This is a genomic window from Streptosporangium sp. OZ121 (assembly GCF_051918885.1).
Classification (GTDB): domain Bacteria; phylum Actinomycetota; class Actinomycetes; order Streptosporangiales; family Streptosporangiaceae; genus Streptosporangium.
Genome location: NZ_JBPXMC010000009.1, coordinates 98,325 through 113,188 on the forward strand (window position 1 = coordinate 98,325; position 14,864 = coordinate 113,188).

Genomic DNA, 14,864 nt, shown 5'->3' on the forward strand with positions numbered 1-14,864 from the left:
GGGAGATCAGGACGGCCGGGAAGGGGTTCGCCGGATGGCGACGGTCCCGGTTCCGCTGCGCCCCCTCTTCGACCTCGAGCGCGGTGGCAGGTGGACGTCGCTGGCCGGCGGCGGCCGCGAGTGGCTGTGGTCGCGCCCCGACCCCGCCCGGGAGGGCGTGGTCCCCGGCATGGACTTCGTCGACGCGGGCGGCCTGGAGGAGTGCCTTCCCACGGTGCGCGGCCTGCCCGACCACGGCGACGCGTGGAGCCGCCCCTGGAGCGGGTCGGCGGGCGAGGGCTTCGTACAGGGTGACGGCTTCGAACTGCGGCGCGGGGTCACCGAGGAGGCCGGGGCGGTGGTCGCCGAGTACCGCCTGTCGGCCGACCCGGGGTACGCGTTCGTCTGGGCCGCCCACGCCCTGCTCGACCTCGGCGACGACGCCCGGCTCGTCGCCCCGGCGGAGACTCCCACCAGGGTCTTTCCCGAGGCCGCGGAGATGCTCGCCCGTCCCTGGCCCTCCGGCGCCCCCTACCTGGAGGGCCGCTGGCCCGACCCGCTGGGCCTGCCGCTCGGCCGGTTCGGCCCGTGTGACGGCACCGCGGCCGGAGCCGTGCTCCGGTGCTCCGCCGTCCGGGTGGTGGACGGCCCCGACGTCCTCCACCTGCGGGTGGAGGCGCCCGAGGGAGTGCCGGTGTCCACCGCGCTGTGGCGCAACCTCGGCGGGTTCCCCGCCCGCGCGCCGTACCGCAGCATCGGCGTGGAGCCGATGCTCGGCGCGGTCTTCGACCTGGCCGAGGCGGGGCCGGGGGACGCCGCGGTGGTCCCGCCCTCCGGGGAGCTGACGTGGCGGCTGGTACTGGCGGCGGAACGGATGAACGACCGGCGGAACGGATGAGCGACCGGCGGAACGCCCTTCGCGGGCACTCTCAGGCCCGGGGGACGGGGCCTGCCACCGCCATTCGCCCGGCCGGCGTGATCAGCCGGGACGTCCGTCCTGCCCGCTGGTCTTCAGCAAACGCTGCATCTGGGATATCTCGGCACGCTGGGTGTCCCTCACCTCACGGGCGAACGCCGCGACCTCCTCGTGTCGCGCGAGCCCGTGCCTGAGCAGGTGCTGGGACAGCATCACCGCCGCCTTGTGGTGCGAGATCATGTCTTTCAGGAACGCCTTGTCCAGTGAGTCACCCGACAGGTTCGACAGATCGCGCATCATCGGCTGGTAGTCGACCTTCGTGGCGCGCCCTGGATACCACTTGGCCAGCCACGCCTTCATCCTGGCGACGTCGGCGTTCTGCGTGGCCACGATCGTCGCGCCCAGCCGGCGTATTTCCGGGGTGCTGGAGCGCCGGAGCTGCTTCGCGGCGGTGACGCCCTCCTGATCGTGGGGCACCATCCGCGCCAGATAGTCGAGCTCGCCGGTCGCGACCATGTCGTTCGTCCCGCGCTCGTCCGAGTTCCCTGGAGGGCGGGGCTGCTGGGCCGGCGAGAGGCGGTCATCGATCACCGCCGCCACGGTGACACCCGCCAACGCCACGATCATCAGGATCAACACGAACAAGATCTTTGTTGTCGCCGGCCCCATGCCCCCTCCCTTCGGGTAAAGATTCAGTTATCCCCACATATCAGGATGTATCCGGCACTCTTGGCGGAAACAGGGCTGTTTGGCGCATCAGGTCAGGACCAAAGTCCTTCCCGGAGCCGCCGATCAACGTCGCCGCCCAGGTGGGAGCCCCGGAGGGCCGGATGTTCGTCCAGGTTCCCGGATGTCCTCGCCGGAAAGGGACCCTCAGGAGGGCGCCTTCGCCGGCCGGATGCGCCGCACCCGGACCCGGGTGCACACGAACGAGTACGGCCGGCGCGTCCTGGCCGCCCGCGCCGGCCCGGCCTGACGGCTTTGATCTCTCCCCCCGCGACGAGTCCCGTTGTTCGGGAAAGCGGCCCGGGAGGCCACCGCTCGGGTACGTTGGGGCCGATGAACGATCAGCACGCGGAGGTTTCACGGCCGGAGCGTGGCCACCGGCCGGGCGGGCGGACGACGCCCGCGTGCCCGGAGGTCTCGGAGGTCAGGCCGCGGGGCACGCGCGCGGGCCGGTCGCGCGGGAGGCCGATGGTCGCCTCGCTCGTCGGCCTGGTCGTCGCGATCTCCGGCTGCGCCACCTCACAAAGCGCCACCTCACAGAACGCCGTACCGCAGAACGCCCCGCAGGACGCCGCCTCGCCAACGGGTGCCGCGCGGGACGCCGCCTCGCAGAGCGCCGCCGCCCCGAAGACGACACCGCCGCCGGCGGCGGAATCCACGGGCCAGACCCCCGCGGGCCAGGCGGCACCCGCTCTGCCCGCCCCGGACGCGGCGATTCCCACCGACCCGTCACGACTGGCCCGTTCCCTCACCACCACCACCGCGGAGCTCCGGCGCGCCATCGACGGCTGGAGACGCGAGGGCGACCCCGCCAAGGGGCGGCCCCCCGAGCCGGTGGTGCTGCTGGCCCTGCACCAGCAGCGCATCTACCGCTACCTGGTCCTCAACCCGAAGGTCGCCTCCCGCACCTACGCCAGGCTGCCGAAGGCCCTGGCCGGGCAGGCGAGGGACAACGTGACGGCCGGCCGGGACCTGCGCTCCCTCGTCCGGCCCATCAGCGGAGCGGCGAAGTTCCGCGTCCAGCCGCCCAAGCCCGCCGACTTCCTGCTCGGCCACTTCCGGTATGCCGAGCGGCGGTTCGGCGTCGACTGGGAGGTGCTGGCGGCGGTGATGTTCGTCGAGACCAAGTTCGGCCGGGTGCGGTCGCCGAGCCACACCGGCGCCAAGGGGCCCATGCAGTTCATGCCGCGAACATGGGCCGCCTACGGGATGGGCGGCGACATCCAGGACACCCGTGACGCCCTGCTCGCCGCGGCCAACTACCTGCACGCGTCGGGGGCGCCACGCGACTACCGGCGCGCGCTGTACGCCTACAACCACTCCCAGGCGTACGTCGACGCGGTGCTGCTGCACGCCCGCCAGATCAAGCAGGACATCAGAAACTACTACGCCTACTACAACTGGCAGGTGTTCGTGGTCACCACCCGCGGAGACCGCCGCCTCACCGGCCCCGGCCTCACACCCGGCGGCTGAGGTTCCTCACTGGCGGTCGCGGCTCCGCTGGAGTTCGGCGTTGATGCGCAGGGCCTCGGCGAGCTGGTCCTCCAGGATGATGATGCGGCAGGCCGCCTCCAGGGCGGTGCCCTGGTCGACCAGCTCGCGGGCGCGGGCGGCCAGGCGTAGCTGGTAGCGCGAGTATCGGCGGTGGCCGCCCTCGGAGCGCTGCGGCTCGATCAGCTTGGCGGTGCCCAGGTTGCGGAGGAACGCCGGGGTGACGCCGAGCATCTCGGCGGCCCGGCCCATGCTGTAGGCGGGGTAGTCCTCGTCGTCGAACCGGTGACCGGAGACGTCACCCGAGCCCATCGGCCCTCCCCGCGGCGGCGACCCGGGGGGCCGGTTCAGCCTTGCCGGCGGTGCCGCGGAGCCCGAGCTCGGCGCGGACGGCCGACGTCATCACTGCTTGATCCATACAACCTTCCCGAAATGCCGACAGGGGCCCCGGCGCCTTGATGCGCCGGGGCCCGCGAGGTTCAACACCATCTATCGGCCCTGGGGCCGATCCGTTTCTTCCGCACCGGCCGCCCGATGGGGACGGGTGTGCGGGGATCGCGTATGCGTGACCGTAGACCACCTTCCAATCCGTGGGACTGCGGTACCCGTGCGGCGGAACATCAGCCGTCAACGGGCGATCCTGATGGCGTTCAACACTCCCTTCGCTGTGTGTGCTTCTTCGATCTCATGCGTCACTTACCGCAACCGCGCGCCCACGGTCGGGACCCTTCACCTGCTGTGCCGGCCCCGGCACGTCCGACGTCGCGACTTCGTTCACCGCTACTGCCGTGGCAGCGCGTCCACGGTCGGGACCCTTCAACCGCTCGGCCCCGGCACGTCCGACCTTCTGCCCCTCTTCGCGGCCCTACCGCGTTGTCTCCTGCTGTCCACGCTCGTCCGGGCAGCTCGTCGTGATGCCTGAGTCCTGCGCTGCCCTGGTGGATCCGTTCCTTGCGATGTCAGAAACCATACCCCTGCTCGATACGAATGTCTACATCGACCACTACAGATTTTCCACTCTCGTGAAGGTAGGAGCGGCTCCTCACCTCGAGGAGAGCAGCTCGGCGACGGCCTGTTCGGCGTTGTCGCGCAGCTCGAAGCGGGGCAGCAGGCCGGTGCGTCGCAGCAGAAGCCGCAGGCCGTCCGGGACGCCCGCGAACAGGAGCCGGCCGGTGGCGGTGTCCTGGATGCGCTGCCGGGTGCTGGCCAGGATTCCCAGGGCCGTGGAGTCGTAGAAGGTCAGCTGTGACAGCTCCAGCACCAGGCGGGGGCCGGCGCTCAGCTCCCAGACCTCGTCGACGTGTCGGGTGAGCGTGGGGGCGGTGATGAAGTCCAGGTGCCCGCCCACCTCCAGCACGCTGCAGTGCCCGCGATGGGTCACCCGCACCCACAACGCCTGCTTGTGACGATCCACCTCAGCCCTCCCTGGCCGCGTACCGATGGCGGACCCCCGCGATACCCCGATAACGAGCGGCAATGCCCATCCCCCCGGACCAAACGCGGATCCGCCGACGCATACCCCGGCCCGGCCGCCGCGAACGTCCCCGGCCGCGCGGGCCGGACACCACCGCGACGGCCGCCCGGCACCCAGGTCCGTCTTCACCTCTCCCTCGCCTGACCTCGGCCCGGCGCTCCGGGATCAGGGGTTCGGCGGGCGCCACATCGGGAACATCGGCGGGCCGCCGGGCAGGTCCAGCGGGTCGCCGAGGTCCCGGTAGCCGTGCCGCAGGTAGAGCCTGCGGCTGCGAGTGCTGCTGGCCTCCAGGTACGCGGGTATCCCCGCCTCGTCGAGCCCGCGGTGGTACCCCTCCAGCAGCCGGGTCCCCGTCTTCCGTCCCTGATGTCCGGGGAGCACGGCGAGGAACGCCAGATAGTGGTGTGGCTCGTGGGGATGGCGCCGGTCCATCTCCTCGCCCATCTGCTCGATGCGCTCCGCGTGGGGCCCGGCGAACGCCGCCACCCGGGCGGCCCGGTCGGGCACCTCGGGAAGCGGCTCGACCCCCTTGTGGTACCACACGGCCACGGCGGACATGTCGGTCGTCGCGTGGACCTCGCCGTGGACGAGGGCGCCTTCGCTGAGCATGGAGAAGAAGGGGGGCATCACCCGGCGGCGGTCCTCCTCCGGCGGGATCATCCAGGCCGAGACCTCCTGCTCGTGGAAGGAGGTGGCGATGATCGCGCCGACGGCCTCCGCGACCCCGGGAGCGTTCTGCAGGCGAATGATCTCGGTCATTCGTTCCCTCCCACGGCCGCCTGGGCGCCCAGCCCGATGTTGGCGTACACCTTCGGCCGCCTGGCCCGCAGGGCGAGGCCCCACATGACGCCGAAGCCCGCGGCGACGAAGTAGATGGCGGGCATGATCCAGCGGAGCGGGGAGTCGGGGGCCACGCCGAGCACGGTGTCGAAGTTGAGCAGGACGAGCACGATGACGACGAACAGCAGGACGGAGGAGATGACCGGGGCGATCCTGGTCCGCCAGGCGTTCTCCTCGTGGGGGTTCTTGGCGAAGAAGACCAGTACGGAGACCGAGGTGGCCGCCAGCATCATGAGCAGTCCCAGGCCGCCGAACGACCCGACGGTGAAGAACAGCTGGATGACCGGGTCCAGGTCGAAGATCGCGTAGATGACGATCGTGGCCAGCCCGATGATGCTCTGCGCCACCGAGCCGTTGACCGGGGCACCGGTCCGGGGGGAGGTACGGCCGAAGGTCTCGGGCAGGACCCTCTCCCGGCCGAGGGCGAAGACGTAGCGGGAGATCGTGTTGTGGAAGGCGATCAGCGCGGCGAAGAGGCTCGTCACGAAGAGGAGGGAGCCGATGGTGGCGATGGTCGTCCCCAGGTGCTGCCCGGCCAGGTTGAACAGGAGATTCGAACTCTGCTCGCGCGAGGCATCGACGATCTTGTCCGAGCCGATCGGCACGGTCATCGCCCAGGACGACAGGGCGTAGAGGCCGGAGATGACGGCGAGCGCGACATAGGTCGCGATCGGCACCGTGCGCCTCGGGTCCTTGGTCTCCTCGGAGAACACCACCGACGACTCGAAGCCCGCGAAGGACGCGATGCAGATCGCGACCACCGCTCCGATCCCGGGGACGAAGAGGTTCGACGGGTCGAAGACGTCGAGGCTGTAGCCCGAGGCCGACGGGTTGACCAGGTCCGCGATGTCGAACAGGACGACGACGGCTATCTCCGTCAGCAGCAGGACCGACAGGACCTTCCCGTTCACGTCGACCCGCATGAGGCCGAGCGCCCCGGTCAGCACCCAGGCGACCAGCCCGATGACCCACCAGGGCGGGGAACTGCCGAACCAGCCGGCGATCAGCGGCTGGGCGGCCGCGCCGATCATTCCGTAGAGACCCACCTGGAGCGCGTTGTAGGCCAGCAACGCGACCCACGCGGTCGCCACGCCCACCGGCCTGCCGAGCCCTTTCGCGGTGTACGCGTAGAACGCCCCGGCATTGACGACGTGGCGGGCCATCGTCACGTAGCCGACGGCGAACAGGCCCAGGATGCCTCCGAGCAGGATGAAGGCGAGCGGCACGCCGGTCACGCCGGTCGCGGCGTAGGCGGCGGTCACCGAGCCGCCGATGACGGTGAGCGGTGCCGCCGCCGAGATGACGAAGAAGACCACGGAGGGCACGCCAAGGCGGTCCTGGGCCAGCGCGGCGGAGACCGCGCCGGTTCTCTGCTCTGTCACGGACATCGAGGGACTCCTTGGAATGAGGGGGGTGGGCTCACCGGCGGGTGATGACGGCGTCGCCGACGGCGGCCTCGGTCTGGGCGACCAGTTCCTGGAGCGGCGCCGGAAGGGCGGCGATCGCCGCGGAGAGGTACGCCGGGTTCCGCTCCCACAGGACGAGCTGGTTGCCGCCGGTCGCGACGAGCAGCCCCAGCAGGACGCGGTCCTGGGCGTTGAGTGGCTCACGGCGTTGGATCGCCAGGTTGACGCGCCCGACAGGCCATCCCGCGACGTTCACGTCGACCGGTACCCGTCTCCGCGACGGGCGCCTGCCGGGCGGGCGCAGCAGCCCGTCGGCGGTCATCCGGGCCGCCACGTCGGCGAGTGCCGTACGGGCGAGGAACTGCAGCCAGGTACGGAAGCGGTGAGAGGGTTCGGCGACGATGTGCCCCAGGGCGGTCCGGGTGAGCGCGTCTTGAGGCGGCGCCGCGTCGAGGACGACGAGCCGCACCTGCCCCGCCGCCGATCCCACGGTCACCCGCCCGGCGAGCATCAGTTCTCCCAGTACGGCGGCGGCCAGCCCGAGACCGGTCAGACGGGCGTGAAGCCTCATCCGGCCGGTCGCGTTGTCATGCATGACAAAGAACAGGTCGTCGGCCAATCGGGTTCCTGAAAGATCAACTCCAACCACGAACGGCGATCGTATAGCTAAATCATTAAATTTGTCATTATGCGAACAAAGTTCTAGCGGCAGACATAGATGAACCCGACGACAATCAAAGAAGCGGGCGGATAGCCAAGAACCCGGAGCCATGCCGAGGACACCTCAACGGCTCCAACGAATCCAGAAATTTACTTATTTTTGGCCATCCGTAGGCAGGTGCCGGGAAGCGACCGGCCAAGGAGTCGCGGAGCCGGAACAACCCCGGTCAGGCGGCTCCCGAAAGAGGAAATCCACGAATCCCGATGAATCGCCGCGGTACTTTGATGCGGACACTTTTGGCATTTTAGGACCGACGTAATGCCGGGACGGCTTTCGTGTCTCCGCCGGGGGTGATAGCGGGGGACGCACGCGCCCGCGCGGGACCGGACTCGGCCACTTCGGGATCGCGGGCGGCCGGGCACCCGTTCATTCCAGGTCATTCAGTTTGATCATCAGATGTGTCACCAGCCGGTCCTGTGGCGTGGTGGCGGGGTTGGAGACGTACACCTCCCGCAGCGGGCCGGCAGGCGTGTGCCCGCGCTCGCCCACCCAGGCGAGCAACGCGTGCGTGGTGAGAGGGATCTGGTCGTACGCCCCGATGTGGGTCGCCGACGCGTACAGGCCGCCCGGCAGGACGTCCGAGGACGTCCCCGGGACGTCCTCGGACGTCTCCAGCGCGACGGCCACGGCCACCTCCTCCGCCATGTCGAGCGGGAACAGGCCGACCAGCAGCCCGTCCGGCGCGCCCGTCGCCGCGAGCAACCGGGCCACGCACGCCGAGGTGACCGGGCCGATCCGCTCCTGGGGCGCGGTGTCCCGTACGACGACCACCCGCCGGGCGGGCTCGCGGACGACCGTCACCTCCGGCCGGGGCAGGCCCTCGGACAGGATGCGTTCGAGCGCGGCGAAGTTGCGCTCGCGGCGCGCCAGCTCGGCCTCCATGCGGTCGCGCACGCCGCCGAGCACGCCCGCCTCGCCGGACAGCACCCGCCCGATCGAGGGGAGGGGTACGTCGAGGGAGCGCAGCAGGCCGATCAGCATCGCGGGGCGCGCCTGGTCGGGCCGGTAGTAGCGGTAGCCGGTGTCCGGATCGACGTACGCCGGGGTCAGCAGGCCCAGCTCGTCGTAGTGGCGCAGTTGCTTGACGCTGAGCCGGCACAGCCGTGCGAACCGCCCGATCGGCAGGTGTCCCTCGTTCACGTCACCAGCATGAAGGTTCCCGCGATGGGAGGGTCCAGCCGGACCGCCGTCTCCCGATCCGCCCATGGACCGCCGGGACCGAGGGGACCGGCCCCGGCGCGGGAGACGGAGACCCGGTCGGGTGCCGGATCGCCGCGTCTCCCGCGACGACCGGACGGGCGGGCGGGCGGCGGGGACGGCGGAACAGCAGGCGTGGCCGGGACCCGCGTCGCGGGTCCCGGCCACGCCGGGGTGCTTTCTCGATCGAGCCGCCGTCACCTCGCGGTCGGCGGCGGCACCGGTCGTCCGGTGCTATCTCAACGGCCGTCGCAGCCCCGGGCGGCGAAGGCCAGGAACTGGGTGGCCTCGTTGCTGTCGAAGTTGTCGTCGGAGCCGACCACCAGCGTGCACTCGCCGTTGCGCAGGCGCGGCCCCCAGGCGAGGCTCTCCAGGTTCTGCAACGGCGGCCGCACCCTGCCGAAATCGGTGACGAGACGCTTGGAAACCGGGCGGTACGGGCGCCCGGCGGCCAGGCTGTCGCGGGTCAGCACGTTCGTGGCGCCGCGCAGGTCGATCTCGTACAGCTTGGCCTTGTAGTTGACGCCCTCGATCCAGGAGCGCTCAAGGGCGAGGTAGCGGTTGTCGTCGATCGCCAGGATCTCCGAGACCCCGCTGTCGGACTTGCCGTTCGCCGGGATCGGCGCCGCCGGGAGCTTGTCGATCGGGTAGGCGTACTGCCCGCGCGGCCGGCCGTCGCGTCCCCACACGGTGATGCGGGCGGTGGCGCCCCGGCTGACGGTCGGTGGCGCGCCGTCCTCGTATCGCGGGCCTTCCGTGACGGCCGCGATGGTCCGCTCCGTGGAGGTCAGCCCCTCGAACCCGAAGTTGCGCCGGGGGCCGCTGGTGGTGGCGGTCATCTTCAGGTTGCGGGGAACGGGCAGCTCCCCGAGGTAGCGGCCCTCGCTGTTGGTCCAGCGGACGGACAGGTCGGACACCGGGATGCCGGGGTTCTCCGCGTCCGGCCGGTCGCCCTCGTTGGCCCACAGCACCCTGCGGCTCCACCGGTCGTAGCGGATCGTCTCGGGATCGGCGGACCTGGGCCGGCCGTAGGCCGGGTAGGAGCTCCCGCCGGGTCGCCGCAGGGTGGTGACCCCGGTGAGGTTCACCCCGGTGAACGCCCCGGTGACCGGGTGGATGTCGAAGCGGCCGGTGTAGAAGCGGGCCGGGTTGTAGCGCCACCGGTCGTCGGATATGAGGTACCAGGTGCCGGTGCGGGGGTCACGGTCGAGACCGGAGAGGCCGCCGACGGTGGTCCCCCGGAACCGCATCCTGTGCGGCAGGCGCTGCTCGCCGAGGAAGCGGGTGATCAGGAGCCCCTGCGCCGGAGGCGCGGCCACCACCGAGGACTCCTCGGCCGTCGCCGACGCCTGCGCACCGGCGCCCCCGAGGCTGACCGCCGTCGCGAGCGCGGCCGCGAGTGCCGTGATCCTTCGCGAATTGGTCATATGACTCTCCTCTTCCCAGTAATGATCCCGAAAGAACTGGCTGGAATATGAGACCGCGGATTGCGGAAAATTTCCACGAGAATCAACAATTAAATGCCCGTTGGCCGCTCAATGACAGGACAGAACAAGCCATTTGTCATGCATTTCCATCACTAAGTCGGCGATAAGGGCAAGCCGCTTCAAAACTGCGGGTAAGGACGTCGGGGACGGCACCGTACGGGCAGCTCACACCCGGAACGCGTACACGCACGGACATCCGGCGACGCCCGCGACGCCGTGTCCGCACGGATCCGGCCGGGGGCGCGCATCCGCACGGCGACGGCTCGGGTCGTTTCCCGCGCGCGAATCGCACCGGATTGGATGGTGATCGACCTGTCACGATGTGGAGAAGCCACACTGACGCGGGAAATACCATTCCGGGGTTTATCCATCGATCGCGGTGACGCGTACACGAATGCGAGGCGCCGAGGGCCGATCTGGCCCGCTGACGTTCTTGTCCCGGTTCGCGGGCATGAGTTCGCGAGCACGAGAGGGAGGGGGCTTGACCGGGTGTTCGGCGGGGTGGTGAGCCTGCGGGGCGGCGAGTCGGCTGGTCGGAGCGTCAGCGGGTCGACGATCATGGTGGTCGTTCGCCCGCTCGGGGTGGCCTCCGGCGCGAGGAGTACGCTCGACAGGACGCCGACAACTCCGCCGGGTCTACTCCACATGGACATCTGGACGGCGAAACATGGCGGATACCGAGCCCGCGTGCGAGCTGCACCTGCGAATCGCCGGGCAGTCCCACGACCTGATGCTGCGCCTGCACGGACACGAGCCCACCGAGGACGAGGTGGCGGGCTGGATGCGGGACGGGTCGGTGGTCAGGCTCCAGGTCACCGAAACGGCCGGACGGACACCTCACACCATGCTGGTGAATTTCAGCAGCGTGGTTTTTGCCTGGCTCTGTCCTTACCAGTCCGGCAGAGGGGTGAATCTGTGAGGTCGCGGGAGGACCTGGGACGGGTACGCACCGGATCCGGTGACCGGTGAGGTCGGCGTCGCCGGAGGGGGACGCGCCGAAGGCGGCTCCGGCGGAAACGGCCCCGGCGAAGGCGGCTCCGGCAGAGGCGGCGTCGGAGACGGAGACGGCTCCGCTGAAGGTGGCCCTGCTGGGACCGGTCGCCTGGCGTACGCCGCCGCGCCACTACGGGCCGTGGGAGCAGGTCACCAGCCTGCTCGCCGAGGGACTGACCGCCAGGGGCGTCGACGTGACGCTCTTCGCCACCCTCGACTCGATCACCTCGGGGACGCTCGACGGGGTCTGCCCCACCGGGTACGCCGAGGATCCGTCCCTCGACGGGCGGGTGTGGGAGGCGATGCACGTCGCGCACGCGCTGGGGCGTTCCGCCGAGTTCGACCTCGTCCACAGCCACCTCGACTGGCTGCCCCTGGCCTTCGCGGGTCACTGCCGCGCTCCGCTGCTCACCACGATCCACGGGTTCTCCGGGGCGGGGATCCTGCCCGCCTACGCCCGTGCCCGATCGGCCTACGTCTCCATCTCCGACGCCGACCGCTCCCCCGAGCTCGACTACGTCGCCACGGTCCACCACGGCATCGACCTCGGGCTCCTGCCCTTCGACCCCGACGGCGGCCGAGGGCTGGTCGTCTTCGGCCGGGTCCATCCCGACAAGGGGACCCACACGGCGATCGAGATCGCGCGGCGGGCCGGGTTGCCGCTGACCGTCTGCGGGATCGTCCAGGACCGGCGCTACTTCGACGAGCGGGTCGCCCCGCACGTCGACGGCGAGCGGGTCAGGTTCCTCGGTTCGGTCGGCCCCGAGCGGCGCGCCGAGATCCTCGGCGGAAGCGCGGCCCTGCTGCATCCCATCGCGTTCGACGAGCCCTTCGGCCTGTCGGTGGTCGAGTCGATGGCCTGCGGCACCCCCGTGGTCGCCTACCGGCGCGGGTCGATGGCCGAGGTCGTGGACCCGGGCGTGACGGGCTTTCTGGTGGACACCGTCGAGGAGGCCGTCTCCGCCGTTTCGCGCGTCGGCACGATCGACCGGGCGGGTTGCCGCGCCCAGGCCGAACGCAGATTCGGGGTGGAGAGAATGGTGACCAATTATTTACGCATCTACCGCGACATAGTGGACCGAGCGTAATCCCCTGATACTGTCGGAGTGACGTAGCCCCCGCGGTCCTCTGCGGGGTCGCGGCAGCCGGGCCCCGATGAGGACGGCCCCCGGCGCCAGGCTTCGGTTCCATCCGCCACCACGCTGGCCGGTGGACGTCTTCATCCCGTGAGGTCCGCATCCGTGAGCCGGAGCGGCCGATGACCGGAAGGCTTGGCAGTGGCCTGTACATACGGATTTCTCAGTACCCACCCGCCCACGCAGTGCGGGCTGGCGACCTTCAACTCCGCCCTGGCCGCCCACCTCACCGAGGGGGGCACCCGCGGCGGGATCGTCCGCGTCACCACGGATGTCGACGACGAACGTCCCGTACCCGGGGTCGTGCACACCTGGGCCCCCGGCGGGCACGAGAGCTGGAAGGCGGCGGCCTCCGCGCTGGAGCGGTTCGACGTGGCGGTGGTCCAGCACGAGTACGGCATCTACCCCGGCACGGACGGCCAGGACGTCCTGCCGCTGCTGCGGCATCTCATGGTGCCGAGCATCGTGGTCCTGCACACCGTGCTGACCCGGCCGACCCCCCGGCAGCGAAGGCTGCTCGAGCAGATCGTGGACGCCGCCGGCGCGGTGGTCACCATGACCGGCACCGCCCGCGACCGGCTGCTCGCCGGCTACCACGTCGACCCGGGCAAGGTGTCGGTCATCCCGCACGGAGCCGCCGACCACATGCGCGTCCCGGCCCAGCGCCGCCCGCGGCCGCACCTGCTCACCTGGGGGCTGATCGGCCCCGGCAAGGGCATCGAGTGGGCGTTGCAGGCGCTCGCCCTGCTGGGGGACCTCTCCCCCTCGCCCACGTACACGGTCGCGGGCAAGACCCACCCCAAGGTGCTCGAACACCACGGGGAGGCCTACCGCGACCGGCTGCAGCGGATGGGGGCGCGGCTCGGCGTGTCCGCCTCCGTGCGGTACGACCCGGTCTACCGCGACCAGGCCTCGCTGATCCGGCTGGTCCGCTCGGCCGACGTGGTCGTGCTGCCGTACGACTCGCACGAGCAGGTGACCTCCGGTGTCCTGATCGAGGCGGTGGCCGCCGGGGTGCCGGTGGTCGCCACGTCCTTCCCGCACGCCGTGGAACTGCTCACCGACGGGCCCGGCCTGCTCGTCCCCCACGAGGACCCCGCGGCGCTCGCCGCGGCCGTGCGCCGGATCCTCACCGAGCCAGGCCTGGCCGAGGACCTCAGGAACCGTACCCACGCCCTGGTCCCGACCCTGCTGTGGCCCGCCGTGGCGGCGCGCTACGAGGACCTCGCCCGGAGCCTGCTCACCAGACGCCCGGCAGCCGTGGCGGTGGCCCTGCCGTGACTCCCGCGACCCCCGCAACCCCCGCCCCCCACACGTCCCTCGCGGTCGCCCCCGCCATCCCCGGCTTCCGGCACCTGGCGCGGCTGAGCGACGACACCGGCCTGTTCGAACACGCCAGGCACGCCGTCGTCCGCCGCCAGCACGGCTACTGCACCGACGACGTCGCCCGCGGGCTCGTCGTCACCAGCCGCGAACCGGCGCCGACCCCCGAGGTTCGGCGGCTCGCGGAGTGCTACCTGGCCTTCCTCACGCACGCGCAGGACGGCTCCGGCGCGTTCCGCAACCGGCTCTCCCACGACCGGCGCTGGACCGACGAACCCGGCCTCGGCGACTGGTGGGGCCGGGCGCTGTGGGGCCTGGGCACCGCGGCGGCCCGCAACCCCGCCCCGTGGATCCGCGACGAGGCCCTGATCTCCTTCGCCCTCGGCGCCACCAGGCGGTCCACGCACCCGCGCGCCATGGCGTTCGCCGGGCTCGGCGCGGCGGAGGTCCTGCGCGTCCTGCCGGACAACGCCCCGGCCGCGGCCCTGCTCGCGGACGCCGCCCTCGCGGTCGGCGTCCCTCCGGCCGACCCCGACTGGCCGTGGCCGCAGCCCGAGCTGACGTACGCCAACGCCGCCCTCGCCGAGGTGCTCATCGCGGCGGGCCACCTCGGCGGCGATCACTCGATGCTCGCCGACGGCCTGCGGATGCTGACCTGGCTCCACGACATCCAGACCAGGGACGGGCGGCTGTCGGTCGTGCCCGTCGCGGGCTGGCGGCGGCACGCGCCGCGGGGCCGCTACGACCAGCAGCCGATCGAGGTCGCCGCGCTCGCCGACGCCTGCGCCACGGCGGGCGCCGCCACCGGCGACCCCGCCTGGCGGGCGGGGGTGTGGCGGGCGTCGGCGTGGTTCCAGGGCGCCAACGACCGGGGTACGGCGATGTGGGACATCGCGACCGGCGGCGGCTACGACGGCCTGACCCTGTACGGGCCCAATCTGAACCAGGGCGCGGAGTCGACCATCGCGCTCATCTCCACCCTGCAGCACGCCGAGCACCTGGTGAGCGAACGGAGTGAGGTCGTCTGAAGGCATCGTGCCCTGGTCACGGGACCGGAGGGATGATGTCATGGGTGTCATGACGGGATATGGCGCGGCCCCTGCACGGCGTCGCGTCCCGACCGCGCTCCTCGGAGGACGCCGCGTCCCGGCCGCGCCCTCCGGAAGGTGCCGCGC

15 protein-coding genes are annotated in these 14,864 nt (G+C 71.3%); 7 read left to right on the forward strand and 8 right to left on the reverse strand.

The window, feature by feature from the left end:
• The first annotated feature begins 34 nt into the window (after window positions 1-34).
• On the forward strand, window positions 35-877 hold the full coding sequence (locus ACTOQ1_RS18525; RefSeq protein ID WP_440068685.1) for a hypothetical protein: 843 nt from the start codon (window positions 35-37) through the stop codon (window positions 875-877).
• Between the two features lie 81 nt (window positions 878-958).
• On the opposite strand, the gene ACTOQ1_RS18530 is transcribed toward ACTOQ1_RS18525, so the two are convergent.
• Window positions 959-1,534, reverse strand: a complete 576-nt coding sequence (locus tag ACTOQ1_RS18530; RefSeq protein ID WP_440068687.1) for a DUF305 domain-containing protein — start codon at window positions 1,532-1,534, stop codon at window positions 959-961.
• 211 nt (window positions 1,535-1,745) lie between these two features.
• Between ACTOQ1_RS18530 and ACTOQ1_RS18535 the strand changes: the two genes are divergently transcribed.
• Complete coding sequence (locus ACTOQ1_RS18535; protein ID WP_440068689.1) at window positions 1,746-1,871, forward strand: hypothetical protein; 126 nt, start codon at window positions 1,746-1,748, stop codon at window positions 1,869-1,871.
• 218 nt (window positions 1,872-2,089) lie between these two features.
• The gene (locus tag ACTOQ1_RS18540; RefSeq protein ID WP_440068691.1) at window positions 2,090-3,094 is read left to right on the forward strand and encodes a transglycosylase SLT domain-containing protein; all 1,005 of its coding nucleotides are present in this window, start codon (window positions 2,090-2,092) and stop codon (window positions 3,092-3,094) included.
• Between the two features lie 6 nt (window positions 3,095-3,100).
• Here ACTOQ1_RS18540 and ACTOQ1_RS18545 read toward each other — a convergent pair whose 3' ends face one another.
• The 7 genes from ACTOQ1_RS18545 to ACTOQ1_RS18575 all read right to left on the reverse strand — a co-directional run bounded on the left by ACTOQ1_RS18545 (window position 3,101) and on the right by ACTOQ1_RS18575 (window position 10,177).
• Window positions 3,101-3,424 carry a helix-turn-helix domain-containing protein gene (locus ACTOQ1_RS18545; protein WP_440068693.1) on the reverse strand — a complete coding sequence of 108 codons (324 nt, stop codon included), beginning with the start codon at window positions 3,422-3,424 and terminating at the stop codon, window positions 3,101-3,103.
• A gap of 730 nt (window positions 3,425-4,154) precedes the next feature.
• On the reverse strand, window positions 4,155-4,526 hold the full coding sequence (locus tag ACTOQ1_RS18550) for an STAS domain-containing protein (protein ID WP_440068695.1): 372 nt from the start codon (window positions 4,524-4,526) through the stop codon (window positions 4,155-4,157).
• A gap of 225 nt (window positions 4,527-4,751) precedes the next feature.
• Window positions 4,752-5,345, reverse strand: coding sequence for a GNAT family N-acetyltransferase (locus ACTOQ1_RS18555; RefSeq protein WP_440068697.1), 594 nt, complete (start codon window positions 5,343-5,345; stop codon window positions 4,752-4,754).
• Window positions 5,342-6,814 carry an APC family permease gene (locus ACTOQ1_RS18560; RefSeq protein WP_440068699.1) on the reverse strand — a complete coding sequence of 491 codons (1,473 nt, stop codon included), beginning with the start codon at window positions 6,812-6,814 and terminating at the stop codon, window positions 5,342-5,344. The genes ACTOQ1_RS18555 and ACTOQ1_RS18560 overlap by 4 nt, the downstream gene beginning before the upstream one ends.
• Before the next feature lie 31 nt (window positions 6,815-6,845).
• The gene (locus ACTOQ1_RS18565) at window positions 6,846-7,604 is read right to left on the reverse strand and encodes a GOLPH3/VPS74 family protein (RefSeq protein ID WP_440068701.1); all 759 of its coding nucleotides are present in this window, start codon (window positions 7,602-7,604) and stop codon (window positions 6,846-6,848) included.
• Between the two features lie 315 nt (window positions 7,605-7,919).
• Window positions 7,920-8,693 carry a MerR family transcriptional regulator gene (locus ACTOQ1_RS18570; protein WP_440068703.1) on the reverse strand — a complete coding sequence of 258 codons (774 nt, stop codon included), beginning with the start codon at window positions 8,691-8,693 and terminating at the stop codon, window positions 7,920-7,922.
• A gap of 296 nt (window positions 8,694-8,989) precedes the next feature.
• Window positions 8,990-10,177: an esterase-like activity of phytase family protein gene (locus ACTOQ1_RS18575; protein WP_440068705.1), complete on the reverse strand. Its 1,188-nt coding sequence runs from the start codon at window positions 10,175-10,177 to the stop codon at window positions 8,990-8,992.
• A gap of 727 nt (window positions 10,178-10,904) precedes the next feature.
• Here ACTOQ1_RS18575 and ACTOQ1_RS18580 point away from each other — a divergent pair.
• The 4 genes from ACTOQ1_RS18580 to ACTOQ1_RS18595 all read left to right on the forward strand — a co-directional run bounded on the left by ACTOQ1_RS18580 (window position 10,905) and on the right by ACTOQ1_RS18595 (window position 14,717).
• A complete protein-coding gene (locus tag ACTOQ1_RS18580) occupies window positions 10,905-11,156 on the forward strand; it encodes a hypothetical protein (protein ID WP_440068707.1) in 252 nt (83 codons plus the stop codon).
• Window positions 11,157-11,202: 46 nt separating this feature from the next.
• Window positions 11,203-12,318 carry a glycosyltransferase family 4 protein gene (locus ACTOQ1_RS18585; RefSeq protein ID WP_440068709.1) on the forward strand — a complete coding sequence of 372 codons (1,116 nt, stop codon included), beginning with the start codon at window positions 11,203-11,205 and terminating at the stop codon, window positions 12,316-12,318.
• 189 nt (window positions 12,319-12,507) lie between these two features.
• Window positions 12,508-13,647, forward strand: coding sequence for a glycosyltransferase (locus ACTOQ1_RS18590; RefSeq protein ID WP_440068710.1), 1,140 nt, complete (start codon window positions 12,508-12,510; stop codon window positions 13,645-13,647).
• Complete coding sequence (locus tag ACTOQ1_RS18595; protein ID WP_440068712.1) at window positions 13,644-14,717, forward strand: glycosyltransferase; 1,074 nt, start codon at window positions 13,644-13,646, stop codon at window positions 14,715-14,717. Before ACTOQ1_RS18590 ends, ACTOQ1_RS18595 begins: the two co-directional genes overlap by 4 nt.
• The last annotated feature ends 147 nt before the right edge of the window (window positions 14,718-14,864 follow it).

Excerpts from the sequence above, each read along its gene's own strand:
- ACTOQ1_RS18555 (WP_440068697.1), bottom strand. The coding sequence starts at position 5,345 with ATGACCGAGATCATTCGCCTGCAGAACGCTCCCGGGGTCGCGGAGGCC.
- ACTOQ1_RS18565 (WP_440068701.1), bottom strand. The coding sequence starts at position 7,604 with ATGGCTCCGGGTTCTTGGCTATCCGCCCGCTTCTTTGATTGTCGTCGG.
- ACTOQ1_RS18575 (WP_440068705.1), bottom strand. The coding sequence starts at position 10,177 with ATGACCAATTCGCGAAGGATCACGGCACTCGCGGCCGCGCTCGCGACG.
- ACTOQ1_RS18580 (WP_440068707.1), top strand. The coding sequence starts at position 10,905 with ATGGCGGATACCGAGCCCGCGTGCGAGCTGCACCTGCGAATCGCCGGG.
- ACTOQ1_RS18560 (WP_440068699.1), bottom strand. The coding sequence starts at position 6,814 with ATGTCCGTGACAGAGCAGAGAACCGGCGCGGTCTCCGCCGCGCTGGCC.
- ACTOQ1_RS18540 (WP_440068691.1), top strand. The coding sequence starts at position 2,090 with ATGGTCGCCTCGCTCGTCGGCCTGGTCGTCGCGATCTCCGGCTGCGCC.
- ACTOQ1_RS18525 (WP_440068685.1), top strand. The coding sequence starts at position 35 with ATGGCGACGGTCCCGGTTCCGCTGCGCCCCCTCTTCGACCTCGAGCGC.
- ACTOQ1_RS18545 (WP_440068693.1), bottom strand. The coding sequence starts at position 3,424 with ATGGGCTCGGGTGACGTCTCCGGTCACCGGTTCGACGACGAGGACTAC.
- ACTOQ1_RS18535 (WP_440068689.1), top strand. The coding sequence starts at position 1,746 with ATGTCCTCGCCGGAAAGGGACCCTCAGGAGGGCGCCTTCGCCGGCCGG.